Raw genomic sequence first — 24,870 nt, 5'->3', positions numbered from 1 at the left:
GGTGCAGGGACGGACGCCCTTATGGCTCCGGCGGGCACCACCCCCGCAGCAGCCTGAAGAACTCCTCCTCGTTGCCCGCGAGGCCCGCGTCCGCCAGGGCCTGTTCGGCCTCGGCGAGGACCGCCGGCGGGACGACCGGTGGCCGGGCGGTGTCGGGCGGCCCCGACGCGGTGTCGAAAGCGGCTCGGACCGTGTGCAGCAGCCGCAGATACGCCTGGACGGCGGTGCGCTCACGGTCGGTCAGTACGGCGGTGGGCATCGGCGGCTCTCCCCAAGTCGTGGCCGGACATACGGCTGTGTGTCTCCAGCTTGCCGTCCACCACTGACAATCCGGTCTCCGTGCCCTGTCGTTCGCCCGCTTAGCGGAGGCGAAACCTCCCCGAAATCACCCTGGGAAAAGGGGTTCTACGCTGGGAGGAAGGGCTTTCGGCCGCCTCGCGGCGGCCGGTGGGACGGAGGGAGGTGGGCGTGTGATCGACGACCCGCGCGGACGCCCGGCGCGCGCCGTCCGGCTGCGCCCGGTCGGCGACGCCGCACCGGAGCTGCGGTACCGCGTGGTGCACGGTTACCGCCGTGCCTACCGCATGGCAGGCGAGGGCCCGGCACTGGTGCTCGTGCACGGCATCGGGGACTCCTCGGCGACCTGGGCGGACCTGATCCCCCCTCTCGCCCGCACCCACACCGTGATCGCCCCCGACCTGCTCGGGCACGGCGACTCCGACAAGCCGCGCGCCGACTACTCGGTGGCCGCGTACGCCAACGGCGTGCGGGATCTGCTCACCACCCTGGGCATCGAGTCGGCCACCCTGGTCGGGCACTCGCTCGGCGGGGGCGTGGCCATGCAGTTCGCCTACCAGTTCCCGGAGCGCACCGAGCGGCTCGTGCTGGTCGGCGCGGGCGGGGTGGGCCGCGAGGTCAACCCCGTGCTGCGGCTGGTCTCGCTGCCGGGTGCGCACCTGATGCTGTCGGCGCTGCGGCTGCCCGGGATGCGGCTCCAAGTGGGCCTCGCCGTCCGCCTGATGAAGCTCCTGGACACCGATCTCGGCCAGGACGCGCCGGACATCCTGAACCTCGTCGACGCGCTCCCCGACGAGACCTCCCGCAACGCCTTCATCCGCACCCTGCGCGCGGTCGTCGACTGGCGCGGACAGGTCGTCACCATGCTGGACCGCTGCTACCTCACCGAGGGCATGCCGACCATGCTGCTGTGGGGCGACCGCGACAGCGTGGTGCCCGTACGGCACGCCCACCGGGCCCACGAGGCGATGCCCGGCAGCCGTCTGGAGATCTTCGAGGGCGCGGGCCACTTCCCGTTCCACACCGATCCCGCCCGGTTCGTCGCGCTGGTCGAGGAGTTCACGGCCACGACGGGCCCGGCGCACTGGAGCCGGGAGCACTGGCGGGAACTGCTGCGCGAGGGACGGCCGGACGGCCCACGCGCGCGTGCCGTGGAGCGGGACCTGAGGGAGGCGAGCGAACGCAGCGCCACGTGAGCGGGAGCCTCAGCCCCGGACTGAGGGGCGTCTCAGCCCTGGGGCCCGCGGTAGCCGAGCGACGCCTCGATCCGCCCCGCCAGACGGTCCCGCTGCGCCGGTCCCCGCAGCGGCGAACCCGCCAGCAGCGTCCGGCACTTGCTGGCCAGCAGCAGACCGAAGCTCTCCGCGTCCCGCTCGTCGGCGAGCTCGAAACGGCTGCGCGCGGCGACCTTGCGGACCGTGGCCTGGAGGTCGGCGTCGTCGTGGAGGAGACGGGCCGCGACCGCGGCGCCCTCGACGTGGTGGGAGCAGTGACCGGCGTTCATGTGCCACAGCTCGTGGCCGAGGATCACCAACTGGTGGTCCGGCGCGGTGCGTTCCTCGATCACGACGAGATCCTGGTCGGCCATGTCGAGCCACAGTCCGCTGGCGGTGCCGGGCGGGAAGGGCGCCGTACGGAAGTGGACCGGGCGGCCCCGGCGTCTGCTCATCGCCTCGCACAGGGCGCCGTACAGGCGCTCGGGCCGGGCCGGCGCGGTCAGCTCCAGTTCCGCGACCAACTCGCCGCTGAGGCGGCGCATGTGCTTACCGATGCCCACAGTTGTCTCCCGGATCAGGACTCGGGCCGCTTGACGCTCTCCAGGAGCATGTCCAGCCACTCGGCGACCTTGTCACGGTGCTGGTCGGTCGGCAGCTGCGCGGCCCGCCAGGCGATCCCCCGGACGCCGTGGTCCTGGAGCAGCCGCTCCAGCGGGTCGTGCGCGGCCGCGGCGGCCTCCCGCTCCCGGTCGGCGAGCTTGTGCAGCAGTTCCTGCTCGGTGCGCTGGAGCGCGCCCGCGAGCGCCTCGGGATCCTCGGCGGTGAGGAACCCGGCGTGCACCCGGAAGAACCGCTGGATGGCGTCGCAGTGCTCCATGGTGGGGCGGCGGTCGCCGTTGATGAGGGCGCCCGCCTGCTGCCGGGACATGCCGGCCCCGTCGGCGATCTCCTGCTGGGTGTACTTGCGGCCGCCCGGCTTGAGCCGGGTGCGGCGCAGCAGGTCGAGCCGTTGCAGGAACCGTGCCTGGACGTCCGGTTCGCCGGCCGGGCGTCCGCTCAGCAGCGCCTTGACGACGGGCTCGGGGACGCCGGAGGCGACGGACAGCCGCCCGGTGTCGAAGGCCTGCGCGTGCGGGACGCCGAGCCGGTCGGCGAGTGCGGTGACGCGGGCGACGACGGCCGTCAGCACGACCGTTGCCGCGTCGTCCGGGCTCTCGAAGCCATCCGACACCGACAGATCTCCTACGTCTCTCACCCGACTTCTCACAGGCCCTCGCCGTGAACTTCCCGGAGAGTAGCCCCTTGTTCGAACTCACATCCAGGTCTCGCCACAACTGTGGCCAATTTCAGCCGTCAACCGCCGTGGAATGCCACGATAGTTGACACGCCTCCTCGCGGGGAAGCAGGATCAAGGCGCCGCGTGAAGGCCGCATAGGCAAGAGGGGTGACCTCCCGATGGCACATCAGGCAGGTGGGCAGCCGTCGGAACCGCGGCCGGGCCCCGAGGGGCTCGAAGCCCAGGCGTACCTTCAGGACTACGCCACGCTCCTGGAAGCCGTCCCCTTCCCGTCCGTCGTCCTCGACCACCGCTGGGACGTCGTTCTCGCCAACACCGCTTTCGCGTCACTTTTCCGCGCTGTGGGCCCGCATCCGACAGCCATGCCGGGTGACAACTTCCTCCGCTTCGTCCTGTTCCATCCGGATGCGAGCTCCGTCCTCGGTGAGCACGAATCGCGCTGGTGTCTGCCGCTGCTCGCGCAGTTCGCCGCCGCGGTCGAGCGGCACGGCCATGACCACGGGCTGCAGGCGATCCGCCGGGACATCGCCCAGGACCCGATCATGGAGGCCGCCTACCGGCACGGGCTGCCGCACTGGATCCGCGCGGTCGGCGAACAGGCCGTGCAGCACGACGGCTCCGTGCGCCCCCTGGTGCACCCGGATCCGCGGTGGGGGGCCACCGACTGCCGGGTCGTCGACGAGACCCCGCCCACGCTGCGCGAACTGGGCTGCACCAGACTGACCCTGGTGCTCCGCCCGGCCGGCGCCCGGCGCCGCCCGCGCCGCACCGCCGGTCACCTCACGGTGGTGCCCGCCCCCGAGGCCTGACGGGCACCGTCGGCGTTCAGGTCGCCGACGGCGCCTCGTCAGTAAGCCTCCCCGATCCGCGGACCGGCCCCCTCGATTCACGGGCCCGCTCCCTGTCGGGATTACGCAAGCGGCTTGCATTTCTTGCGCTATTCTTGCGCTCATGACGCGACGACTTGCCGAGGTGGCGAAGAAGGTCGGGGTCAGCGAGGCCACGGTCAGCCGGGTTCTCAACGGCAAGCCGGGAGTCTCCGAGGGCACCCGGCAGGCGGTCCTGTCCGCGCTGGACGTGCTCGGCTACGAGCGGCCCACGCAGCTGCGCGGTGAGCGGGCCCGGCTGGTGGGACTGGTGCTGCCGGAGCTCCAGAACCCGATCTTCCCCGCGTTCGCCGAGGCCATCGGCGGAGCGCTGGCCCAGCTCGGGCTGACGCCGGTGCTGTGCACCCAGACCAGGGGCGGGGTGTCCGAGGCGGACTACGTGGAGCTGCTGCTGCAGCAGCAGGTGTCCGGGGTCGTCTTCGCCGGCGGCCTGTACGCGCAGGCAGACGCCCCGCACGACCACTATCGGCTGCTCGCCGAGCGCAGGATCCCGGTGGTGCTGGTCAACGCGTCCATCGGGGATCTCGGCTTCCCCGGCGTCTCCTGCGACGACGCGGTGGCGGTGGAGCAGGCCTGGCGGCACCTCGCCTCGCTGGGCCACGAGCGGATCGGGCTGGTGCTGGGGCCGGAGGACCATGTGCCCTCGGCGCGCAAGCTGGCTGCCGCGCGAACCGTCGGGGACCTGCCTGACGATCATGTTGCCCGCGCGATGTTCTCGATCGAGGGCGGGCACGCGGCGGCCTCGCGTCTCATCGACCGGGGTGTCACCGGCATCATCTGTGCCAGCGATCCGCTGGCGCTCGGCGCGATCAGGGCCGCCCGTCGCAAGGGCCTGGACGTGCCCTCCCGGGTCTCGGTCGTCGGTTACGACGACTCGGCGTTCATGAACTGCACCGAGCCTCCGCTCACCACGGTCCGGCAGCCCATCGAGGCCATGGGCAGGGCGGCCGTCGAGCTGCTGAACACGCAGATCGGCGGCGGTTTCGTGGCGCGCGAGGAGCTGCTGTTCGAGCCCGAGCTGGTGGTGCGGGGCTCGACGGCCCCGCCGCCCCGTTCCTGAGATCCACCTGACTGTCAAATAATTTCAGATTGCGCGCGACATCTTGCGGACGGATGTCGCCGGTGCTTGAGTGTGCCCCGCCCACCGCTCCTGCCCAGAGGGGTCCACCGATGAGAAGCACCGGGTTCCGCCGTACGTTCGTCGCACTCAGCGTCGGCTCGCTCGCCCTCGCCCTGACCTCCTGCGGGTCCGGCGACGACGGTTCCGCCGGCGGCAAGACCCGCATCACGGTCAACTGCATGCCGCCCAAGAGCGCCGAGGTCGACCGCAGGTTCTTCGAGCAGGACATCGCGTCCTTCGAGAAACAGAACCCGGACATCGACGTCGTCGCTCACGACGCGTTCCCCTGTCAGGACCCCAAGACCTTCGACGCCAAGCTCGCCGGCGGACAGATGGAGGACGTCTTCTACACGTACTTCACCGACGCCCGGCACGTCGTGGACATCCACCAGGCCGCCGATCTCACCCCGTACGTCAAGGAGTTGAAGAGCTACGGCACCCTCCAGCAGCAACTCCGCGACATCTACACCGTCGACGGAAAGATCTACGGCATCCCCCGCACCGGCTACTCGATGGGCCTGATCTACAACAAGCGGCTCTTCGAGAAGGCCGGCCTCGACCCCGAGCAACCCCCGGCCACCTGGGAGGAGTTGCGCGCCGACGCCAAGAGGATCGCGGAACTGGGCGACGGCACCGTCGGGTACGCCGACTACAGCGCGCAGAACCAGGGCGGCTGGCACTTCACCGCCGAGCTGTACTCCCAGGGCGGCGACGTCGTCAGCGCCGACGGCAAGAAGGCCACCGTCGACACCCCCGAGGGCCGTGCCGTCCTCCAGAACCTCCACGACATGCGCTGGACCGACGACTCCATGGGCAGCAAGCAGCTCCTCGTCATCAACGACGTCCAGCAGCTGATGGGTTCGGGCAAGCTCGGCATGTACCTCTCCGCCCCGGACAACATCCCGATCCTGGTCAAGGAGAAGGGCGGCGACTACAAGGACCTCGCCCTTGCCCCGATGCCCGGCGGCAAGGGCACGCTCATCGGCGGCGACGGCTACATGGTCAACAAGAAGGCGAGCCCCGACCAGATCAGGGCCGCCCTGAAGTGGCTCGACCACATGTTCCTCACCCCCGGAGCGGGCTTCCTCGGCGACTACGCCCGTGCCAGGAAGGCCGACGCCCCGGTCGGCCTGCCCGAACCGCGGCTGTTCACCGGCGCCGCCGACGCCAAGGACCAGCAGGTCAAGAAGGCCAACGCCAATGTGCCGGTGGAGAACTACCAGGCCTTCCTCGACGGCAACCAGAGCCTGGACATGAAGATCGAGCCCCCGCACGCCCAGCAGATCTACTCCGTCCTCGACGGTGCCGTCTCCGCCGTCCTCACCAAGAAGGACGCCGACATCGACCAGCTCCTGGAAGACGCCTCGACCAAGATCGACGGCATCCTGGCCCGGGGCTGACCGCCATGACGAAGACGGCCGAGCGGCTCCACGAAGTCGCCGTCCCCCCGATCCAGGCGCCGCCTCCCGCAGGGGACCGGAGGCGGCGCCGCCTCGCCGACCAGGCCCGTGCCCACGGCTTCCTCCTCGGCGGACTGCTCTGCTTCGCCCTCTTCTCCTGGTACCCGGCGATCCGTGCCGTCGTGATCGCCTTCCAGAAGTACACGCCCGGCTCCGACCCGGAGTGGGTCGGCACCGCCAACTTCACCCGCGTCTGGCACGACCCGGAGTTCACCGCCGCCTGGCGCAACACGTTCACCTTCACCCTGCTGGCCCTGCTCATCGGGTTCGCGATCCCGTTCGTCATGGCCCTGGTGCTCAACGAACTCCGGCACGCCAAGGCGTTCTTCAGGGTCGTGGTCTACCTCCCGGTGATGATCCCGCCGGTGGTCAGCGCCCTGCTGTGGAAGTGGTTCTACGACCCGGGGGCCGGCCTCGCCAACGAGGCGCTGCGCCTGGTCCACCTGCCCACCTCGAACTGGTCCAACGGCACCGACACCGCGCTCGTCTCCCTGGTGATCGTGGCGACGTGGGCCACCATGGGCGGCACCGTCCTGATCTACCTGGCCGCCCTCCAGTCCATTCCCGGCGAGCTGTACGAGGCCGCCGAACTGGACGGCGCGAACCTCCTCCAGCGCATCCGCCATGTGACGATCCCTCAGACGCGGTTCGCCATCCTCATGCTGATGCTCCTTCAGATCATCGCGACCATGCAGGTCTTCACCGAACCGTTCGTGATCACCGGCGGCGGCCCCGAGAACGCCACGGTCACCGTGCTCTACCTGATCTACAAGTACGCCTTCCTCTACAACGACTTCGGCGGTGCCTGCGCGCTGAGCGTCATGCTCCTGCTGCTCCTGGGCGCCTTCTCCGCCGGGTACCTGCGCCTCACCCGGTCCGCGGAGGGGGATCCCGGATGACCACCCGCACCCTGATCTCCCCGGCGGCGCTCGCCCGCCCCCGCGGCAAGGCCGTCTACTGGACCGTCCTCGCCTCGGTCGTCGTCCTCTTCGCGCTCGCCTTCCTCTTCCCGGTGTACTGGATGGTCACCGGCGCGATGAAGTCACCGGACGAGGTGGCCCGCACCCCGCCCACGCTCGTCCCCGAGCATTGGCACCTCGGCGGCTACACCGACGCCTGGGAGCTGATGCAGCTCCCGCAGCACCTGTGGAACACCGTGGTCCAGGCCGCCGGAGCCTGGGCGTTCCAGCTGGTCCTGTGCACGGCGGCCGCCTACGCCCTGTCCCGGCTGAACCCCGCCTTCGGCAAGGTGATCCTGGGCGGCATCCTCGCCACGCTGATGGTCCCCGCCCAGGCGCTGGTCGTACCGAAGTACCTGACGGTGGCCGATCTGGGGCTGCTGAACGACCCGCTCGCGATCTGGCTGCCGGCCGTCGCCAACGCCTTCAACCTGTATCTGCTCAAGCGGTTCTTCGACCAGCTCCCGCGCGACGTCCTGGAGGCCGCCGAGATCGACGGGGCCGGGCAACTGCGCGTCCTGTGGTCGATCGTGCTGCCCCTGTCGCGGCCCGTGCTCGGAGTGGTGTCGATCTTCGCGCTGGTCGCCGTGTGGCAGGACTTCCTCTGGCCGCTGATGGTCTTCTCCGACACCGACAAGCAGCCCATCGGCGTGGCACTCGTCCAGCTGTCGCAGAACATCCAGCTCACCGTGCTGATCGCGGCGATGGTGATCGCCAGCATCCCGATGGTCGCGCTCTTCCTCGTCTTCCAGCGGCACATCGTCGCCGGGATCAGCGCGGGCGGCACGAAGGGCTGACCCCCTCCCTCCGCAGAAAGTCCGCAGAAAGGCAGGCTCCGTGGCACAGCAGGACTGGTGGCGCTCCGCCGTCATCTACCAGGTGTACGTCCGCAGCTTCGCCGACGGTGACGGAGACGGCACCGGGGACCTCGCCGGGGTCCGCGCCAGGCTGCCGTATCTCGCCGAACTCGGCGTGGACGCCCTGTGGTTCAACCCCTGGTACCTCTCCCCGATGAAGGACGGCGGTTACGACGTCGCCGACTACCGCGCGATCGACCCGGCCTTCGGCACCCTCGCCGAGGCGGAGAAACTCATCGCCGAGGCGCGGGAACTGGGCATCCGGACGATCGTCGACATCGTGCCCAACCATGTATCCGACCAACACCCTTGGTTCCAGGCGGCCTTGAAAGCCGGCCCCGGCAGCCCCGAACGCGAGCTGTTCCACTTCCGGCGCGGTCGCGGCCCGCACGGTGAACTGCCGCCCAACGACTGGCCGTCCCAGTTCGTCGGCTCCACAGAGCCCGTGTGGACGCGGCTGCCCGACGGCGACTGGTACCTGCACCTGTTCACCCCGGAGCAGCCCGACCTCAACTGGGCCCACCCGGCCGTCCGCCAGGAGCACGAGGACATCCTGCGGTTCTGGTTCGAGCGCGGAGTGGCGGGCGTCCGCATCGACTCGGCCGCCCTGCTCGCCAAGGACCCGGACCTGCCCGACCTCGCCACCGCCCCCCACCCGCACCCCTTCGTCGACCGCGACGAACTCCACGACGTCTACCGCTCCTGGCGGGCCGTCGCCGACGAGTACGGCGGCGTCTTCGTCGGTGAGGTCTGGCTCCCCGACACCGAGCGCTTCGCCCGCTACCTGCGCCCCGACGAGCTGCACACCGCCTTCAACTTCTCCTTCCTGTCCTGCCCCTGGGACGCGGAGCGGCTGCGCACCTCGATCGAGACCACCCTCGCCGAGCACGCCCCGGTCGGTGCCCCCGCGACCTGGGTCCTGTGCAACCACGACATCACCCGCACGGTGACCCGTTACGGCCGGACCGACACCGGCTTCGACTTCGCGGCCAAGGCCTTCGGCACCCCGAGCGACCTCGCCCTCGGCACCCGGCGCGCCCGCGCGGCGGCACTGCTCTCGCTCGCCCTGCCCGGGGCCGTCTACGTGTACCAGGGCGAGGAGCTCGGCCTGCCCGAGGCGGAGATCCCCCGCGAGCGGATCGAGGACCCGATGCACTTCCGGTCGGGCGGTACCGACCCGGGGCGGGACGGATGCCGGGTGCCCCTGCCGTGGACGGCCGACGCCCCGCACGCCGGGTTCGGCGGCGAGCCCTGGCTGCCGCAGCCCGACGGCTGGGCCGCGTACGCCGCCGACCGCCAGGCCGCCGACCCCGCGTCGATGCTCGCCCTCTACCGCGAGGCGATCAGGCTCCGCCCGGCCTTCGGCGAGGGGCCGCTCACCTGGCTTCCCGCACCCGAGGGCATGCTCGCCTTCACCCGGGACACCGGCGTGCGGTGTCTGGTGAACCTCGCCGACGCCCCCGCCGAGCTGCCCGCCCACTCCCGTGTCCTGCTGGCGAGCGGCCCCCTGGACCCGCGGGGACGCCTGCCGAAGGACACCGCGATCTGGCTCCGAGCCTGAACCCCCCCCCCGCCGAGACCTGAACCCCACCCCCACCGAGAAGGGATCAGCACATGCACAGATCTGTCAGGAGCATGTCAGCAGTGATCGGCGTGGTGCTCACCGCCGGCCTCCTCACCGCCCTCGCCCCCACCGCCCACGCGGCCGCCGGCGCCACCCTCCCCTTCACCTCCGTCGAGGCCGAGTCCGCCACCACCACCGGCACGAGGATCGGCCCCGACTACACCCAGGGCACCCTCGCGTCGGAGGCGTCCGGCCGCCAGGCGGTACGGCTCACCGCCGGTCAGCGCGTGGAGTTCACCGTGCCGCGCGCCGCCAACGCCGTGAACCTCGCCTACAGCGTCCCCGACGGCCAGTCCGGCACCCTGAACGTCTACGTCAACGGGACCCGGCTCGCCAGGACCGTCCCCGTGACCTCCAAGTACTCCTACATCGACACCAGTTGGATCCCCGGCGCCAGGACGCACCACTTCTACGACAACGCCCGCCTGCTGCTCGGCCAGAACCTCCAGGCCGGGGACAAGGTCGCCTTCGAGTCGACCGGTACCCAGGTCACCGTCGACGTGGCCGACTTCGAGCAGGTCGCGGGAGCCGCCGGTCAGCCCGCCGGGTCCGTGTCGGTGACCTCGAAGGGGGCCGACCCCACCGGCAACGGCGACTCCACCCAGGCCTTCCGGGACGCGATCTCCGCCGCGCAAGGGGGAGTGGTGTGGATCCCGCCGGGCGAGTACCGGCTGACGTCCTCGCTCGGCGGCGTCCAGAACGTCACCCTCCAGGGCGCCGGCAACTGGCACTCGGTCGTGCACACCTCCCGCTTCATCGACCAGACCAACTCCTCGGGAGGCGTCCACATCAAGGACTTCGCGGTCGTCGGCGAGGTCACCGAACGCGTCGACTCCAGCCCGGACAACTTCGTCAACGGCTCCCTCGGCCCCGGCAGTTCGGTGTCCGGTATGTGGCTCCAGCACCTCAAGGTCGGACTCTGGCTGACGGGCAACAACGACAACCTCGTCGTCGAGAACAACCGCTTCCTCGACATGACCGCCGACGGCCTCAACCTCAACGGCAACGCGCGCGGAGTCCGGGTGCGCAACAACTTCCTGCGCAACCAGGGCGACGACGCCCTCGCCATGTGGTCCCTGTACGTACCCGACACCGACAGCAGCTTCGACAACAACACCATCACCCAGCCCAACCTGGCCAACGGCATCGCGATCTACGGCGGCACCGACATCGCGGTCAGGAACAACCTGGTCTCCGACACCAACGCCCTCGGCAGCGGTATCGCGATCTCCAACCAGAAGTTCCTCGACCCCTTCTTCCCCCTCGCCGGGACCATCACCGTCGACGGCAACACCCTCGTGCGCACCGGCGCGATGAACCCCAACTGGAACCACCCCATGGGGGCGCTCCGGGTCGACTCCTACGACAGTGCCGTCAACGGCACCGTGAAGATCACCAACACGACGATCACCGACAGCCCCTACAGCGCCTTCGAGTTCGTCTCGGGCGGAGGTCAGGGCTACCCGGTCCGGAACGTCACCGTGGACGGGGCCACCGTCCGCAACACCGGGACGGTCGTCGTGCAGGCGGAGGCCCAGGGCGCCGCGACCTTCCGCAACGTCACGGCCGGCTCGGTGGGCTCCGCCGGCATCTACAACTGCCCCTACCCGGCGAACTCCGGCACCTTCGCCCTCACCGACGGCGGCGGCAACTCCGGCTGGAACACCACCTGGTCGGACTGCTCGACCTGGCCCCAGCCCGGCCAGGGCAACCCCGAACCGGACCCGAACCGCAACCTCGCCAAGGGCCGCCCCGCCACCGCGACCGGCTCCCAGGACGTCTACACACCCGGCAAGGCCGTGGACGGTGACCCGAACAGCTACTGGGAGTCGGCCAACAACGCCTTCCCGCAGTCCTGGACCGTCGACCTCGGCGCGAGCCAGACCGTACGACGACTCGTGCTGAAGCTGCCCCCGTCCTCGGCGTGGGGTGCGCGCACCCAGACCGTCACCGTGCTCGGCAGCACCGACGGCACCGGCTGGTCCACGGTCGTGGGGGCACAGGGCTACCGCTTCGACCCCGCGACCGGCAACACGGCCAGCGTCTCCCTGCCCGCGGGCACCACCTTGAGGTACCTCCGCCTCTCCGTCAGCGCCAACACCGGCTGGCCCGCGGGGCAGTTCAGTGAAGTGGAGGCGTACTCGACTCCGTGACCACGGCGTCCTGCACGGTCCCGCGCTTCGCCGCCTGGATCTGCTCGTACACATGGGTGCGCAGTTCGGCGAAGCGCGGGGCCACCCGGGTGTGCACCTGGTCCCGCTCCTCGGGCAGATCGACCTTCAGCTGCTCCCGCACGACCGTGGGCGAGGCCGAGAGCACGATGACCCGCTCGCCCAGGTAGACCGCCTCGTCGATGTCGTGGGTGACGAACAGGATCGTGATGCCCCGCTCGCGCCACAGCCGTCGTACGAGATCCTCCAGGTCGGCGCGGGTCTGTGCGTCCACCGCCGCGAACGGCTCGTCCATCAGCAGGACGTCGGGCTCGTACGCCAGCGCGCGGGCGATGGCGACCCGCTGCTGCATCCCCCCGGAGAGCTGCCACGGGTAGGCGCCGGCCGCGTCCGGGAGGCCGACCGACTCCAGTGCGTCGGCGACCAGCTCACGGCGTCGGGCCCTGGTCACGTCCTTGTGCTTCAGGGGGAGTTCGACATTCTCGGCGACCCTCATCCACGGGAACAGGCTGCGGCCGTACTCCTGGAAGACGAAGGCCATGCCGGGCGGGGGGCCGGTCACCTTCCGGCCGGCCAGGCGGACCTCGCCCCCCGTCGGGGTGAGCAGACCGCCCATGCACTTCAGCAGGGTCGTCTTGCCGCAGCCCGACGGGCCCACCAGACAGACCAGTTCGCCGCGGTCGACGGTGAAGGTGAGGTCGCGGACCGCCTCCACCCGGCGCCCCGACCCCTCGTAGACCTTGTTCAGGCCGGATACGCCAAGAAGTCCCTGCATGGACCGCCCTTTCGCGTTCGGGGAACTCACGGGGACCGCCGGGCCGAGGCGCGCAGGCCGTGATACCAGGCGAGCACCCGCCGCTCGACCAGCTGGAACACCACGGAGAGCAGACAGCCCAGCAGACCGAGCACGATGATCCCGGTCCACATGTCCGGTACCGCGAAGCTGCGCTGGAACTGCACGACGGTGAAGCCGATGCCGTTGCTGGCCGCGAACATCTCGCTGATGACCATCAGGATGATGCCGATCGACAGCGCCTGCCGCAGACCCGCGAAGATCTGCGGACTCGCCGAGGGCAGCACCAGGTGGCGCAGGCGCGACGGGCCCGAGATGCCGTAGGTGCGGGCGGTCTCCAGCATCACCGGGTCGACCGCGCGGACGCCCTCGACCGTGTTGAGCAGGATCGGCCAGACGCATCCGCTCGCGATCACCGTGACCTTCATGGTGTCGCCGATGCCCGCGAAGAGCATGATGACCGGGATCAGCACCGGCGGCGGGATCGCCCGCAGGAACTCCAGGACCGGTTCGCACACCGCCCGCAGCCGCCGGTAGGAGCCGATGACGGTGCCGAGAGCCACCCCGGCCACGGCGGCCAGCGCGTAACCGGCCGTGAGCCGCCAGAGGCTGGGCAGCACGTCGTGACGCAGCCGCTCGGCGGTCCACACGTCCGGGAAGGTCTTCAGGATCGTGCGCAGCGGCGGCCAGAAGACATCGGTACTGTCCGCCGACGCAACCCACCAGCCCGCGAACAGCAGAACGGGCAGGGCGAGCGCGAAGACCAGGTGAAGAGCGATCCGCCTCACACCGCCACCTCCCCGCGCACCGACTGGTGCCAGGCCAGCGCCCGTCGCTCCACGGTCCGCGCGCCCACGTTGACGAGCAGCCCCAGCAGACCGGTCACCACGATCAGCGCGTACATCTCCGGCACCGCCTGCGAGCTCTGCGCGACCCCGATCCGCGCGCCCAACCCCGGGGCGCCGATGACGAGTTCACCGGTGACGGCGAGGATCAGCGCGACGGCCGCGGCCAGCCGGACACCGGTGAAGACATACGGCAGCGCGCTCGGCCACAGCACGTGCCGGATCCGTGCCCAGGTGCCGAGGCCGTACGACCGCGCGGTCTCGTCGGCGACGGGGTCGACGTCCTGGACGCCGTAGAGCGTCTGAACGAGGACCTGCCAGAAGCCGGCGTAGACGACGAGGATCAGCACCGAGCGCAGTTCGCTGCCGTACAGCAGCACGGCCAGCGGGATCAGGGCGACGGAGGGGATCGGGCGCAGGAACTCGATGGTCGACGCCGTCGCCTCGCGCAGGTACGGCACGACCGACAGGAGGACGCCGGTGACGATGCCCGCGCAGGTGGCGACGGCCAGGCCCAGCGCCCAGCCGGTGAGGGTGTCGCCGAGGGCCGTCCAGAAGGCGCCGTCGGAGACCTCGTCGGCCAGGGCGCGGGCGATACGGCTGGTCGGCGGGAAGTACTCCTCCTTGACCAGGCCGAGTCGCGGCACCGCCTCGCCGAGGAGGAGGAAGGCCGCGAGCCCGGCGGTGCCCAGCAGCGCGTTCTGGAGCCTCACGGAAGGAGCGCGTCCACGTCGGGGGTCTTCTTGAAGAACCCGTCCTTCTCACCGAGCTTCGCCAGCGCCTCGATCGAGGCCTTGTCCGGCTCGGCCGGCCACTTCGGCAGGATCACCTGCTCCAGCACCGGTGCCGGGATCTTCGTGTACGTCGTGGCGATCTGCCGGGCCTCGTCCGGGTGGGCGTCGGCGTAGGCGAGGGACTCGGCGGTGGCTTGCTGGAACCGCTTCACGACGTCGGCGTTCTGCTGCTGGTACCGCTCGGAGGTGAAGTACAGGGCGACCGTGGTGTTCGCGGCCACGTCCACCAGCGGGGAGGCGATCACCTGGCCGCCCTGGCCCTTGATGGCAGCCAGCGCGGGCTCGACCGCGCAGGCCGCGTCGACCTGGCCGGCGTCGAGCGCGGCCGGCATCTGGTCGAAGGGGAGCTCCACGAAGCTCACCTTGTCCGGGTCGCCGCCGTCCTTGCGGACCGACTCGCGCACCGCCGACTCGTTGATGTTTCTGAGGGCGTTGATGGCGACCTTCGTGCCCTCCAGGTCCTTCGCGGACCTGATCGGGCTGCCCTTCTTCACCGCGACGCCCGCGAAGTCCTTGCCCGCCAGGCCAGTTGAGGCGATGGCGTTGGAGACCGCCTTGACCGGGACGCCGTTGGTCCGGGCGATCAGCAGGGAGGTGACGTTGGAGAACCCGAACTGGAACTGGCCGCCGGCCACCCCCGGGACGATCGCCGCGCCGCTGGACGCCTTCGAGATCTGGAGCCTCAGCCCGTGCCTGCCGTAGAAGCCCTTCTTCTGGCCCAGATAGACCGGCGCGACGTCGACGATCGGAACGAGGCCGAGCTTGACGGTGGCGGTGCCGCCGGACGACGATCCCGAGCCCGAGGCCCCCGAGCCACCGGACGAACCACAGGCCGACGCGGTGGCCAGTAACGCTCCGGCCGCGAGGGCGACGAGCAGACGACGCATGGCTCCTCCTGTGCAGACTTCGTCGTTCCGACAGGCTGTGCGCAGACCGCACGGTACAACGTCGGCGTCGCGCAGGCCCAGATCGCCGACCCGCATCCGGAGCAACTGGTTGAGAACACAACGGACTTACAGGTCCAGCACCAGCCTTTTCCCCCGGCACCGGGACACGCAGATCATCATCGTCTCCCCGGCCTCCCGCTCCTCGTCCGTGAGCACCGAGTCCCGGTGGTCCGGGGTGCCTTCGAGGACGTCGGTCTCACAGGTGCCGCAGGTGCCCTCGGTGCAGGAGAACAGCACCTCCACCCCGGCGGCGCGCACGGCGTCGAGCACCGACACGTCCGGGGCGACCGTGACCGTCGTGCCGGTCTGCGCCAACTCCACCTCGAACTCGGTGTTCTCGCCCTCCTCCTGCTCCTTCGGGGCGAACCGCTCCACATGCAGCAGTCCGGCCGGGCAGCGCTGCTCCACCGCGTCCAGGAGCGGGCCGGGCCCGCAGCAGTACACGAGGGTGCCCTCGGGGACGCCGTCGAGCACCGACGGCAGGTCCAGCAGCCCGGTCTCGTCCTGCGGAGCCACGGTGACGCGGTCGCCGTAGCTGCTCAACTCCTCGGTGAAAGCCATGGAGTTGCGGGTCCGGCCACCGTACAGCAGGGTCCACTGAGCACCCTCGGTCTCCGCGGCCGCGAGCATCGGGAGGATCGGGGTGATGCCGATGCCGCCCGCGATGAAGAGGTAGCGCGGTGCGGGACGCAGGGCGAAGTGGTTGCGCGGACCGCGCACCCGCACCTTGTCGCCCTGGTTCACCTGCTCGTGCACATGGGCCGATCCGCCGCGCCCCACCGGCTCGCGCAGCACGGCGATCCGCCAGTGGTCGCGGTCGGCGGGGTCGCCGCACAGGGAGTACTGGCGCTCCAGGCCCGGTCCGAGCAGCACGTCGATGTGGGCGCCGGGCTCCCAGGCCGGGAGCTGTTCGCCCAGCGGGTGGCGCAGGGTGAGGGCCAGCACGCCGTCGGCCACCGACTCGCGGCGCTCGACGACGAGTTCGGCTTCGTACGCGTCGCTCATGAACGGTGTCCTCGCGGCTCGGGTGCGGACGGCTCGTGACCCTGTGGGTGGGCGAGCATCCACTCCCACATCTCGATCGGGTCCTGCGCGGTGTGCTCGCGGCCGCAGTGGCAGGTGCCGTGCAGGGTGTCGGTGCCCGGCAGCCAGTCGATGCGGTAGATCTCCCCGGTGGGTCCGGCACTCACAGGACCTTCTCCACGGGCTTGTCGCCTTCCTCGACGAGACGGGCGAGGATACGGCGGGCGGCGAGACCGCCGGTGTCGATGTTGATGCTGAGCTCCTGGTAGCCGGCGCGCTCGGTGCCGAGCGTCCGCTGGAGCAGGTTGAGGGCGTCCACGTCCTGCATGACCACCGTGTGGTTGTTGCCCCGCAGGAACTCGGTGACCTCGGTGTCCTCGGTCGCCCAGTCGCGCGAGACCATCCAGAAGTCGTACACGTGCCCGTCGGTGGACGGCGTGATCGCGTACGTGATCTCTGTGTGGAAGCCGTTGGGGTCGCTGCCGTCCGCCTCCGGCAGCACGCCGACCGGGGCGATGCGGCTGTGCAGCAGGTACAGACACGGAGCGTGGTACTCGATGTCCTGCCAGCGGGTGATCCGGCCTTCGATACCGGTGGACTTGGCGTAGAAGGGCGGGCACGCGGCGTCGTCCATGTGCCGGCTCACCCGGACGATGCCGGCGCCCTCGTCAACCTCCGTGGTGATCGGCGTCTCGGCGACCTCGGGGGTGCCGATGTAACCGCCGTGCAGATAGGTCTCGTGGGAGAGGTCGAGGAGGTTGTCGACCAGCAGGCCGTAGTCGGCGTCGATCGGTTCCATACCGCGGACGGTGACCCAGCCGGGGGAGTCGAGGTGCCGGGCGCGGGGGATGGTGTCGGCGTCGGCGAGCGCCGGGTCGCCTATCCACACCCAGACCAGCGAGTCCTGCTCGACCACGGGGTAGGAGGCGACCCGGGCGGTACGTGGTACGCGCTTCTGCCCCGGCACGTACACACAGGTGCCCGTGGTGTCGTAGGTGAACCCGTGGTAGCCGCAGACGAGTTTGTCGCCGTCGAGCCGGCTGGGCTTCTCGTGCAGCGGGAACCGGCGGTGCACACAGCGGTCGGCGAGCGCGACGGGCGTGCCGTCCTCCTCGGTCCGGTAGAGGACGAGCGGCTCGCCGAGGACGGTGCGTCCGAGCAGTTCCTCGCGGCCGACCTCGTGGCTGTAGGCGGCGACGTACCACTGGTTCCTGGCGAAGGCGGTCATGTGCGGCATCGTTGCGGCTCCCGTCTGTCGTGGTGGTGGCATCGTCTTGGCGGCGGCGGGGGCCCGGCAACACCACTTCCGTCTCACGGAAGGAGAAGGGTGCGCCGGTCACCAGGCAGGGCTCGGCAAGCTAATTGTAAAGAACCTTGACAGTTAAGTGGTCTAGTCCAATCATGGGCATCGATCCGATCCGACCGATCCACACGGCCCACCCCTGGGAGCGTCAGTGAGACGACTTCGCACACTGCTGTCCTGTCTGAGCGTCAGCGCTCTGTCCGCCGGGCTTGTCGGCCTCGGGGGAGGGGGTGCACTCGCGGCGCCCCTCTCGCCCTCGTCCGCGTCCTTCGGCAAGCCGCTTCCGGCCCAGGTGGCCGCGCCCTACGTCGAGTCCTGGACCGGCGCGAGCCCCGCCGACCTCGCCGCCGCCTCCGGCAACAAGTACCTCACCCTGGCCTTCCTCCAGACGGCCGCGCCCGGTTCCTGCACCGCCTACTGGAACGGCGACACCACCCAGCCGATCTCGAAGGCGGCCTTCGGCCGGGACATCGCCACCCTCCAGGCGCGCGGCGGCAACGCCATCCCGTCCTTCGGCGGCTGGTCCGCGGACACCACCGGCACCGAACTGGCGGACAGCTGCACCAGCGTCGACGCCATCGCCGGGGTCTACCGGAGCCTGGTCACCACGTACGGCATCACCCGTATCGACCTTGACGTCGAAGGCGACTCGATCGACAACGCCGCCGGCATCGACCGCCGCAACAAGGCCATCGCCCAGGTGCAGCGCTGGGCCGAACGCACGGGCCGCACCGTGCAGTTCTCCTACACCCTGCCGACCTCCACCAAGGGCCTGGAGGCCAACGGCCTCGCCGTGCTCCGCAACGCCGTCGACAACGGCGCCCGCGTGGACGTCGTCAACCTCATGACCTTCGACTACTACGACGGCGCCACGCACGACATGGCTGCCGACACCGTGACGGCCGCCGAGGGGCTGCACGCCCAACTGGCCGCGCTGTACCCGAAGAAGAGCTCCGCCCGGCTGTGGCGCATGATCGGCGTCATCGAGATGCCCGGCATCGACGACTACGGCCCCGAGGAGACCTTCACGGTCGAGAACGCGGTCGCCGTCGAGAAGTGGGCCGAGGCCAGAAGGATCAACACCCTCTCTTTCTGGGCCCTCCAGCGTGACAACGGCGGCTGCCCCGGCACCGGGGGCTCCGACTCCTGCTCCGGCATCGCCCAGGACACCTGGGCCTTCAGCCACACCTTCGAGCGGTTCACGAGCGGGGGTCACAGCTAGACCACAGCCAGAGGTGCGCCTCTGGGCGTGGGCGCGGGCCCGGTGCGGAGAACGCACCGGGCCCGCGCCGCGTCGATTTCGCTACACGTTCCGAAATTATTCGGGGCGAGGACGGCCACGTGGCCGAAACACGCGGTTTCTAGCGTCGGAACACACCACGCCACCGACCTCAGTACTCGTGAGGAATCCCGTGTCACAGGAGTCCCCGTGCCCCACATCTCCCGCCGCACCGCCCTGCGGCTGACCGCCGGAACGGCCCTCGGCGCCGCGCTCCCCCTGGCCGGCTGCGGGCGCGAAGACGACGCGGCCGCCACCTCCGGTGCCAAGAAGGTCGACGCGTCCCCGGCCACCGGCACCGTGAACGTCTGGGCCGCCCAGGGCGACGCCGACGTGCTCGGCTCGGTCGTCAAGCCGTTCAAGGCCGCCAACCCCGACCTGGTCGTCAAGATCACACTGATCCCGAACGCGGAGTACTACACCAAGCTCCAGGCGGCCGTCGCGGCGGGCAAGGGACCGGACGTGGCCCAGTTCTTCCCCGAGTCGCAGGCCCAGTTCCTCGACTCCTCGACCCTGCGGCCCGTGCCGGACGGCCTGGTGGATCCGGGCAGCTTCTTCCCGAGTCTCTGGGACGCCGGAGTCGTGGGCGACGTGGCCTACACGGTGCCCTGGTACGCGTACACGTACGCACTGGTCTACCGATCGGATCTGGCCAGGAAGGCGGGCGTCGAGGCGCCGACCACCTGGGCCGGGATGGAACCCTTCCTCAAGGGCCTCCAGAGCGCCGGTGCCGCCCACGCCCTCGGTGCCGACATCGGGTGGGACATCTTCAACGGCCAGGACGTCGCCATGTACGCCTGGCAGGCCGGCGGCTCCCTCGTCACCCCCGCAGGCAAGTGGAACCTCGACACGCCCCAGATGATCGACGCCCTCGACTACAACGCGTCCTTCTTCACCGCCGGGACCGCCGACACCGGTGGGCCGACCTTCCTCGACGCACAGCCGTACTTCGTCTCGGGGAAGACAGCGAGCATGATCACCGGCCCCTGGGTCATCGGCCAGCTCGACACCGCCGCCAAGAAGAGCGGCTGGACAGCCTCCCATGTCGCCACGGCCCCACTGCCCGCCGGAGCGTCGAGCAGCGTCTCCTTCTCCGCGGGCGGAACCTGGGGCGTCCTCGCCGACAGCGGCAACCCGGACGCCGCCTGGAAACTCGTCCGGTACCTGGCCGAGCCCACCACCCAGGTCGCGCAGTACAAGGCGTACGGATCGCTGCCGTCCGTCGTCTCCGCCTGGGACGACCCGGTGATCAAGGGCCAGCCGCTCATGGCCGCCTTTCTCACGCAGCTCAAGAACACCCGGGCGTTCCCTCAGATCAGCACCTGGCAGCAGGTCGCGACCCGGCTGGGCAAGGAGATGGAGGCCGTCGCCAAGGGCAGGCAGACCGCGGCGAAGGCGGCCGCGGCCATCCAGGCGTACGCCGAGAGCGTCGGCACGGGCAGGAAGTGATGACCACGACTGCCGTACCGGCCACCAAGAGGACCCGGGCCGTCCCGAGGACGGCGGCCCCCAGGGCGTCCCGGGCCCGCCGCACCGCGGTCGCCTGGCTCTTCCTCGCCCCCTTCGGCGTCGTCTTCCTGGTCTACACGGCGATCCCCACGGTCGCCGCGCTCGCCCTGAGCCTCACCGACATCCGCGGCGCCGACCTGCGCACCCCGTTCGCCGTCGACTTCACCGGCCTCGACAACTACCTCCGGCTGTTCCAGGACGACACCTTCGTAAGGGACATCCTCAACACCGCCCTGTTCGTGGCCGTGGGCGTGCCCCTGACGATGGGCGTCGGACTCACGCTGGCCCTCGTGCTGAACTCCGGCGTCAGCAGGCTGCGCGGTGTCCTGCGCACCGTCTTCTTCGCCCCCGTCGTCACCAACGTCGTCGCCGTCGCACTGATCTGGCAGTACGCCTTCCACGTCGACGGTACGGTCGACAAGCTGCTCGGCGCGTTCGGATTCGCCGGACCGAACTGGCTGGACGACCCCGACCTGGCCATGCCGGTCGTCATCCTGCTCGGCGTCTGGCGCAACTTCGGCACCGCCATGGTGCTGTTCCTCGCCGGTCTCCAGGCGGTCCCCCGGGACGTGTACGAGGCCGCCGCCCTGGACGGGGCCGGACGGTGGCGCCAACTCCGTCACATCACCCTGCCGTTGCTGCTGCCCACCACCCTCATGGTCTCCGTCCTGCTGACCGTCTTCTACCTCCAGGTCTTCGACGAGCCCTACCTCCTCACCGGCGGCGGACCGCTCGGCTCCACCGAGTCGGTCGCCCTGTACACCTACCGCCAGTTCGGCGCGGGCGAGTTCGGGATGTCGTCGGCTGCGTCCTTCGTGACGCTCGCCCTGGTGACCGTGGTCAGCGTCGTCCAGTTCCGGCTGCTGAGGTCCCGCACATGAACCGTGCCGCCCGCCCCCTGCTGTACGCCGCCCTGGTGCTGTGCGCCCTGCTCACCCTGCTGCCCTTCGCCTGGGGGGTGAGCGGCTCGCTGCGCAGCCTGGCCGAGATCCGCTCCGACCCGGGGGCCCTGTTCCCGCACCACCTCACCTTCGGCAACTTCACACGGCTGTTCGAGACCCAGGGCTTCGGCCGGTTCCTGGTCAACAGCGTCGTCGTCGCGCTGATCGTGGTCGCCGGGAACATCCTGGCCGCGTCGGCCGCCGGGTACGCCCTCGCCAAGCTCGACTTCGCGGGCCGCCGACTCGCGTTCGGCGCGGTCATGGCGGCCATGATGGTGCCGTTCACCGCGGTGTTCGTCACCCAGTTCGTCATCACCGTGGACCTGGGCCTCGCCGACACCCTCACCGGGATCGCCCTGCCCGGCGCCGCGCTTCCGCTGTCGGTCTTCATCATGCGCCAGTACGCCCTGTCGGTCCCCGACGAACTCCTCGAAGCGGCCCGCATCGACGGCGCCGGCGAGTTCCGGATCTTCCTCAGGGTCTTCCTGCCGCTGGCGGGCCCCGCGGTCGCCACGATCACGATCATGTCGTTCCTCAACTCGTGGAACAACTTCATCTGGCCGCTGGTCGTCGCCCAGAGCATGTCCACCTACACCCTCCCGGTCGGCCTCGCCGCCACCAGCCAGGCCGCGGCCCATGTCACCGACTACGGCCTGCTGCTCGCCGGCGCGATCGTCGTGATGCTGCCGGTGCTGCTGCTCTTCCTCTTCCTCCAGCGCTACTTCGTGCAGGGCATCGCCGGAACGGGGCTGCGATGAGCGCGCCGGTCACCGTCCGGACCCGGGCGGGCGACGAGTCCGCGGTCGGCACCAGGGGCGGGCACCACCCGGTGACGGGAGGAGACGCGTGCTGATCGCCGGCATGAACCAGAGCGCCGTACGACGGGTCAACACCTCGGTGATCCTGCGGGCGCTGGCGGTGTCGGCCGGGCCGCGGAAACTCACCGAACTCGCCGAGCAGACCGCCCTGTCCCGTCGCACGATCGAACTGGTCCTGGACTCGCTCGTCGAGGCGGGCTGGGTCGCCGAACTCGACCGGGTGCCCATCAGCGGCTGCGCCGGACGCCCGGCCCGCCGCTACGAACTGCGGGCTGAACACGCCCTGTTGGCCGCCGTGCGCGTCACGACCGTCGACGCCTCCGCCGTCGTCGCCGACGTGCGCGGCCACGTCCTCGGCCGGGCCCACGGTCCGCTGCGCGCCTACGAGGACCCGGACACCACCCTTGACGACGCCGCCGGACTGGTCCGCCGGGCCCTCGACGACGCCGGCGGCTCGGTGGACCGGCTGCGCGCCGGGGCCGTCGCCGGCGGCGGTGCCATCGACGACGAGGGAGTCGTACGGCGCCTGGTGCACACCACCCGCTGGGAGGGAGTGCACCTGCCCGAGGAGCTCGGCCGGCGCATCCCGGTGCCCTGGTTCGCCGACAACGACACCAACCTCGGTGCGCTGGCCGAGCGTTGGCGGGGCATCGCCGCGGATCACGACAACGTCGTCTGGGCGATGCTCGGGAACCGGACCGGGCTCGGCATCCTCATCAGGGGGGCCGTGCACCGTGGGCTCGACGGTGCCGCGGGCGAGATCGTCGAGGCACGCTCGATGCCGGCCGGCTCGGTCGAGGACCGGCCGGTCGCCGCCCTGACCTCACCGCTGGCCGCCCAACGCGCCCTCGCCCAGGCCCGGTTCGAGGCGGCCCGCGCCGGTGACACCGCCGCGCTAGCCGAGGTCGACGAGTTCGTGGAGAACATCGCCTCGATCCTCATCACCCTGTCCTGGACGGTCGCCCCCTCGCTCATCGTCCTCGGCGGCGGCCTCGAGGACGCGGCCGACGTCCTGCTGCCGCGGGTGCGCGCCGCGCTGCGGGACGCCCGGGCCCCCGCGGTCGAACTGCGGGCCACCGCGCTCGGCCGCGACGCCCCGCTCGTCGGCGCGGTCAGACTCGCCCTGGACCGCATGGACACCGAACTGTTCGGACCGCTCGTCCCGGTCGACTGACCCCACACCCCACGCACCCGGAGCTCCCCGTGACCCACACTCCCCGCACCGACGTCCTCATCGTGGGCAGCGGCATCATGGGCTCCCTCGTGGCCCGCCTGCTGCGCCGGAGCGACCCGGCGCTGCACATCACCATGGCCGACGGCGGCAGCCCGATCGGCGGTGCGCCGGGGCGGCACCTGCACGACCTCGACGACCCCGAGCTGTGGGCCCGCTACAACGAGAAGGTCGCCACCGGCATCCAGGGCATGTACACGGGAGCGGAGGTGGTCCGGGAGGTCGCGGACAGCCTTCCCGACCTCACTCCCGGCATGTTCCACGCGCTCGCCTTCGGCCAGGACGCCGAGGCGATGCCGCAGGCCGCGCTCGCCTGGAACGCGGGCGGCATGGGCGTCCACTGGACCGCCGCCACCCCGTGGCCCGCCCCGGACGAGGTCTTCGACTTCGGTGACCCGGACGCCTGGGCGGCCGACCTCGACACGGCACGCAGGCTGCTCGCCGTCACCCCCGCCGCGATCGGCCCGACCAAGGTGGGCGAGCTCGTCCTCGACGTCCTGCGCCGACGCTACGGCGGCGCGGGACCCGCCGACCGGACCCCGCAGCCCATGCCCATGGCCGTCACCCCCACCCCCTCGGGCCCCATGCCCCGCACAGCCCCCGGGACGATCTTCCCTGCCCTCGCGCAGGGCGGCGATCCGGCCTTCACCCTGCTCACCGGCACCCTCGTGACCGCCCTCGGCACGGAAGACGGCCGGGTCACGGGGGCCCGGCTGCGCCGCGTCGCCGACGGCACCGAGTCCGAACTGCGCGCCGGCACCGTGGTGGTGTGCGCGGACGCCCTGCGCACCCCGCAACTCCTGTACGCCTCCGGCATCCGCCCCGAGGCCCTGGGCCGCCGGCTCAACGAGCACGCCTTCGTCACCGCCCGCGCCCTGCTCGACCTCGACCGGTTCGGTCTGGACGCCGATGCCCTGCCCTTGCCGCGTCCTGGCGAGTTCAGCACGGACTCGCTGTGGCTGCCGTGCAACGGGCCCGCCCAGCCCTTCCACGGCCAGATCATGAACCGCACCTACGTCGACGGGACGGGCCGGCCGCTCGCGCACTCCGTTGGTCTGTCGCTGTACGTCCCCGTCGAGTCGCGACCGCAGAACCGGCTCGTGTTCTCGGCGAGCGAGACCGATCTCGCCGGACTGCCCCGCATCCGCGTCGAGTTCGGCTACTCCGAGGCCGACCGTGCGCTGATCCGCCGGGCGCTGGACGAAGTCCGTTCCGTCGCCGAGCAGTTCGGTCCCTTCGATCCCGCGACCGAGTCCGCCGTGCTGCCGCCCGGTTCCTCGCTGCATCTCACCGGCACGGTCCGGGCAGGCGTCAGCGACGACGGCAGCAGCGTGTGCGACCCGGACGGGAGGGTGTGGGGCTTCGACAACCTGTATCTGGCGGGGAACGGAGTCGTTCCCACGGCGATGGCCGCCAACGTCACCCTGACCGGTGCCGTCACCGCGGTACGGGCCGCCCGTGCCGTGACCGCACGCACCTGAACCATCCGAGAGGAACA

Annotated in this window: 24 protein-coding genes; 14 read left to right on the top strand and 10 right to left on the bottom strand. The window is 70.8% G+C overall.

Features of this window, described 5'->3' with window-relative positions; genetic code table 11:
• Positions 1–19: 19 nt before the first annotated feature.
• Entirely contained in the window at positions 20–259 is a 240-nt protein-coding gene (locus H295_RS0111590) for a hypothetical protein (RefSeq protein ID WP_020135527.1), read from the bottom strand.
• A gap of 211 nt (positions 260–470) precedes the next feature.
• On the opposite strand from H295_RS0111590, the gene H295_RS0111585 reads away from it, so the two are divergent.
• Positions 471–1,493: an alpha/beta fold hydrolase gene (locus tag H295_RS0111585; RefSeq protein WP_020135526.1), complete on the top strand. Its 1,023-nt coding sequence runs from the start codon at positions 471–473 to the stop codon at positions 1,491–1,493.
• Positions 1,494–1,525: 32 nt separating this feature from the next.
• On the opposite strand, the gene H295_RS0111580 is transcribed toward H295_RS0111585, so the two are convergent.
• Complete coding sequence (locus tag H295_RS0111580) at positions 1,526–2,056, bottom strand: hypothetical protein (RefSeq protein ID WP_043217406.1); 531 nt, start codon at positions 2,054–2,056, stop codon at positions 1,526–1,528.
• Positions 2,057–2,088: 32 nt separating this feature from the next.
• A complete protein-coding gene (locus H295_RS0111575) occupies positions 2,089–2,745 on the bottom strand; it encodes a helix-turn-helix domain-containing protein (RefSeq protein ID WP_020135524.1) in 657 nt (218 codons plus the stop codon).
• 224 nt (positions 2,746–2,969) lie between these two features.
• Between H295_RS0111575 and H295_RS0111570 the strand changes: the two genes are divergently transcribed.
• The 7 genes from H295_RS0111570 (at position 2,970) to H295_RS0111540 (ending at position 11,871) form a co-directional block, all read left to right on the top strand.
• Positions 2,970–3,620, top strand: a complete 651-nt coding sequence (locus H295_RS0111570; protein ID WP_020135523.1) for a hypothetical protein — start codon at positions 2,970–2,972, stop codon at positions 3,618–3,620.
• 142 nt (positions 3,621–3,762) lie between these two features.
• Positions 3,763–4,758 carry a LacI family DNA-binding transcriptional regulator gene (locus H295_RS0111565; protein WP_199788577.1) on the top strand — a complete coding sequence of 332 codons (996 nt, stop codon included), beginning with the start codon at positions 3,763–3,765 and terminating at the stop codon, positions 4,756–4,758.
• 110 nt (positions 4,759–4,868) lie between these two features.
• A complete protein-coding gene (locus H295_RS0111560; protein ID WP_020135521.1) occupies positions 4,869–6,218 on the top strand; it encodes an ABC transporter substrate-binding protein in 1,350 nt (449 codons plus the stop codon).
• Between the two features lie 5 nt (positions 6,219–6,223).
• The gene (locus H295_RS0111555) at positions 6,224–7,177 is read left to right on the top strand and encodes a carbohydrate ABC transporter permease (RefSeq protein WP_020135520.1); all 954 of its coding nucleotides are present in this window, start codon (positions 6,224–6,226) and stop codon (positions 7,175–7,177) included.
• Positions 7,174–8,034 carry a carbohydrate ABC transporter permease gene (locus H295_RS0111550; RefSeq protein WP_020135519.1) on the top strand — a complete coding sequence of 287 codons (861 nt, stop codon included), beginning with the start codon at positions 7,174–7,176 and terminating at the stop codon, positions 8,032–8,034. Before H295_RS0111555 ends, H295_RS0111550 begins: the two co-directional genes overlap by 4 nt.
• A 40-nt stretch (positions 8,035–8,074) precedes the next feature.
• The gene (locus H295_RS0111545; protein ID WP_020135518.1) at positions 8,075–9,655 is read left to right on the top strand and encodes an alpha-amylase family glycosyl hydrolase; all 1,581 of its coding nucleotides are present in this window, start codon (positions 8,075–8,077) and stop codon (positions 9,653–9,655) included.
• A gap of 74 nt (positions 9,656–9,729) precedes the next feature.
• The gene (locus H295_RS0111540; protein ID WP_420706208.1) at positions 9,730–11,871 is read left to right on the top strand and encodes a discoidin domain-containing protein; all 2,142 of its coding nucleotides are present in this window, start codon (positions 9,730–9,732) and stop codon (positions 11,869–11,871) included.
• On the opposite strand, the gene H295_RS0111535 is transcribed toward H295_RS0111540, so the two are convergent.
• The 7 genes from H295_RS0111535 to H295_RS0111505 form a co-directional block, all read right to left on the bottom strand.
• Positions 11,840–12,664, bottom strand: coding sequence for an ABC transporter ATP-binding protein (locus H295_RS0111535; protein ID WP_199788576.1), 825 nt, complete (start codon positions 12,662–12,664; stop codon positions 11,840–11,842). The two genes, H295_RS0111540 and H295_RS0111535, sit on opposite strands and share 32 nt — an antisense overlap.
• Positions 12,665–12,690: 26 nt before the next feature.
• Positions 12,691–13,470 carry an ABC transporter permease gene (locus H295_RS0111530; RefSeq protein WP_020135515.1) on the bottom strand — a complete coding sequence of 260 codons (780 nt, stop codon included), beginning with the start codon at positions 13,468–13,470 and terminating at the stop codon, positions 12,691–12,693.
• The gene (locus tag H295_RS0111525) at positions 13,467–14,240 is read right to left on the bottom strand and encodes an ABC transporter permease (protein ID WP_020135514.1); all 774 of its coding nucleotides are present in this window, start codon (positions 14,238–14,240) and stop codon (positions 13,467–13,469) included. The genes H295_RS0111530 and H295_RS0111525 overlap by 4 nt, the downstream gene beginning before the upstream one ends.
• On the bottom strand, positions 14,237–15,208 hold the full coding sequence (locus tag H295_RS0111520; protein ID WP_020135513.1) for an ABC transporter substrate-binding protein: 972 nt from the start codon (positions 15,206–15,208) through the stop codon (positions 14,237–14,239). Before H295_RS0111520 ends, H295_RS0111525 begins: the two co-directional genes overlap by 4 nt.
• Positions 15,209–15,334: 126 nt before the next feature.
• Positions 15,335–16,273 (bottom strand): PDR/VanB family oxidoreductase, encoded by a 939-nt coding sequence (locus H295_RS0111515; RefSeq protein WP_020135512.1) that lies wholly within the window; start codon positions 16,271–16,273, stop codon positions 15,335–15,337.
• Positions 16,270–16,458 (bottom strand): hypothetical protein, encoded by a 189-nt coding sequence (locus H295_RS0111510; RefSeq protein ID WP_020135511.1) that lies wholly within the window; start codon positions 16,456–16,458, stop codon positions 16,270–16,272. The genes H295_RS0111515 and H295_RS0111510 overlap by 4 nt, the downstream gene beginning before the upstream one ends.
• Positions 16,455–17,528, bottom strand: coding sequence for an aromatic ring-hydroxylating dioxygenase subunit alpha (locus tag H295_RS0111505; protein ID WP_028809263.1), 1,074 nt, complete (start codon positions 17,526–17,528; stop codon positions 16,455–16,457). Before H295_RS0111505 ends, H295_RS0111510 begins: the two co-directional genes overlap by 4 nt.
• A gap of 217 nt (positions 17,529–17,745) precedes the next feature.
• Here H295_RS0111505 and H295_RS0111500 point away from each other — a divergent pair, with 217 nt between their 5' ends.
• The 6 genes from H295_RS0111500 to H295_RS0111475 all read left to right on the top strand — a co-directional run bounded on the left by H295_RS0111500 (position 17,746) and on the right by H295_RS0111475 (position 24,853).
• Complete coding sequence (locus H295_RS0111500; RefSeq protein WP_020135509.1) at positions 17,746–18,816, top strand: chitinase; 1,071 nt, start codon at positions 17,746–17,748, stop codon at positions 18,814–18,816.
• Positions 18,817–19,023: 207 nt separating this feature from the next.
• Positions 19,024–20,322 carry an extracellular solute-binding protein gene (locus H295_RS0111495; RefSeq protein WP_020135508.1) on the top strand — a complete coding sequence of 433 codons (1,299 nt, stop codon included), beginning with the start codon at positions 19,024–19,026 and terminating at the stop codon, positions 20,320–20,322.
• Positions 20,322–21,263, top strand: a complete 942-nt coding sequence (locus tag H295_RS0111490) for a carbohydrate ABC transporter permease (protein ID WP_020135507.1) — start codon at positions 20,322–20,324, stop codon at positions 21,261–21,263. Before H295_RS0111495 ends, H295_RS0111490 begins: the two co-directional genes overlap by 1 nt.
• The gene (locus H295_RS0111485; RefSeq protein WP_020135506.1) at positions 21,260–22,081 is read left to right on the top strand and encodes a carbohydrate ABC transporter permease; all 822 of its coding nucleotides are present in this window, start codon (positions 21,260–21,262) and stop codon (positions 22,079–22,081) included. Before H295_RS0111490 ends, H295_RS0111485 begins: the two co-directional genes overlap by 4 nt.
• Positions 22,082–22,169: 88 nt before the next feature.
• Entirely contained in the window at positions 22,170–23,315 is a 1,146-nt protein-coding gene (locus tag H295_RS0111480) for an ROK family transcriptional regulator (RefSeq protein ID WP_020135505.1), read from the top strand.
• Positions 23,316–23,344: 29 nt separating this feature from the next.
• Positions 23,345–24,853 carry a GMC oxidoreductase gene (locus H295_RS0111475; protein ID WP_020135504.1) on the top strand — a complete coding sequence of 503 codons (1,509 nt, stop codon included), beginning with the start codon at positions 23,345–23,347 and terminating at the stop codon, positions 24,851–24,853.
• The last annotated feature ends 17 nt before the right edge of the window (positions 24,854–24,870 follow it).

Source organism: Streptomyces sp. 351MFTsu5.1 (assembly GCF_000383655.1).
Lineage (GTDB): Bacteria > Actinomycetota > Actinomycetes > Streptomycetales > Streptomycetaceae > Streptomyces > Streptomyces griseorubiginosus.
This window is presented reverse-complemented; position numbering and strand designations above follow the sequence as displayed.

Coding starts and splice junctions, on each gene's coding strand:
- H295_RS0111590 (WP_020135527.1), bottom strand. CDS start 259: ATGCCCACCGCCGTACTGACCGACCGTGAGCGCACCGCCGTCCAGGCG.
- H295_RS0111515 (WP_020135512.1), bottom strand. CDS start 16,273: ATGAGCGACGCGTACGAAGCCGAACTCGTCGTCGAGCGCCGCGAGTCG.
- H295_RS0111570 (WP_020135523.1), top strand. CDS start 2,970: ATGGCACATCAGGCAGGTGGGCAGCCGTCGGAACCGCGGCCGGGCCCC.
- H295_RS0111550 (WP_020135519.1), top strand. CDS start 7,174: ATGACCACCCGCACCCTGATCTCCCCGGCGGCGCTCGCCCGCCCCCGC.
- H295_RS0111535 (WP_199788576.1), bottom strand. CDS start 12,664: ATGCAGGGACTTCTTGGCGTATCCGGCCTGAACAAGGTCTACGAGGGG.
- H295_RS0111485 (WP_020135506.1), top strand. CDS start 21,260: ATGAACCGTGCCGCCCGCCCCCTGCTGTACGCCGCCCTGGTGCTGTGC.
- H295_RS0111565 (WP_199788577.1), top strand. CDS start 3,763: ATGACGCGACGACTTGCCGAGGTGGCGAAGAAGGTCGGGGTCAGCGAG.
- H295_RS0111505 (WP_028809263.1), bottom strand. CDS start 17,528: ATGCCGCACATGACCGCCTTCGCCAGGAACCAGTGGTACGTCGCCGCC.
- H295_RS0111560 (WP_020135521.1), top strand. CDS start 4,869: ATGAGAAGCACCGGGTTCCGCCGTACGTTCGTCGCACTCAGCGTCGGC.
- H295_RS0111520 (WP_020135513.1), bottom strand. CDS start 15,208: ATGCGTCGTCTGCTCGTCGCCCTCGCGGCCGGAGCGTTACTGGCCACC.
- H295_RS0111555 (WP_020135520.1), top strand. CDS start 6,224: ATGACGAAGACGGCCGAGCGGCTCCACGAAGTCGCCGTCCCCCCGATC.
- H295_RS0111490 (WP_020135507.1), top strand. CDS start 20,322: ATGACCACGACTGCCGTACCGGCCACCAAGAGGACCCGGGCCGTCCCG.
- H295_RS0111540 (WP_420706208.1), top strand. CDS start 9,730: ATGTCAGCAGTGATCGGCGTGGTGCTCACCGCCGGCCTCCTCACCGCC.
- H295_RS0111580 (WP_043217406.1), bottom strand. CDS start 2,056: ATGCGCCGCCTCAGCGGCGAGTTGGTCGCGGAACTGGAGCTGACCGCG.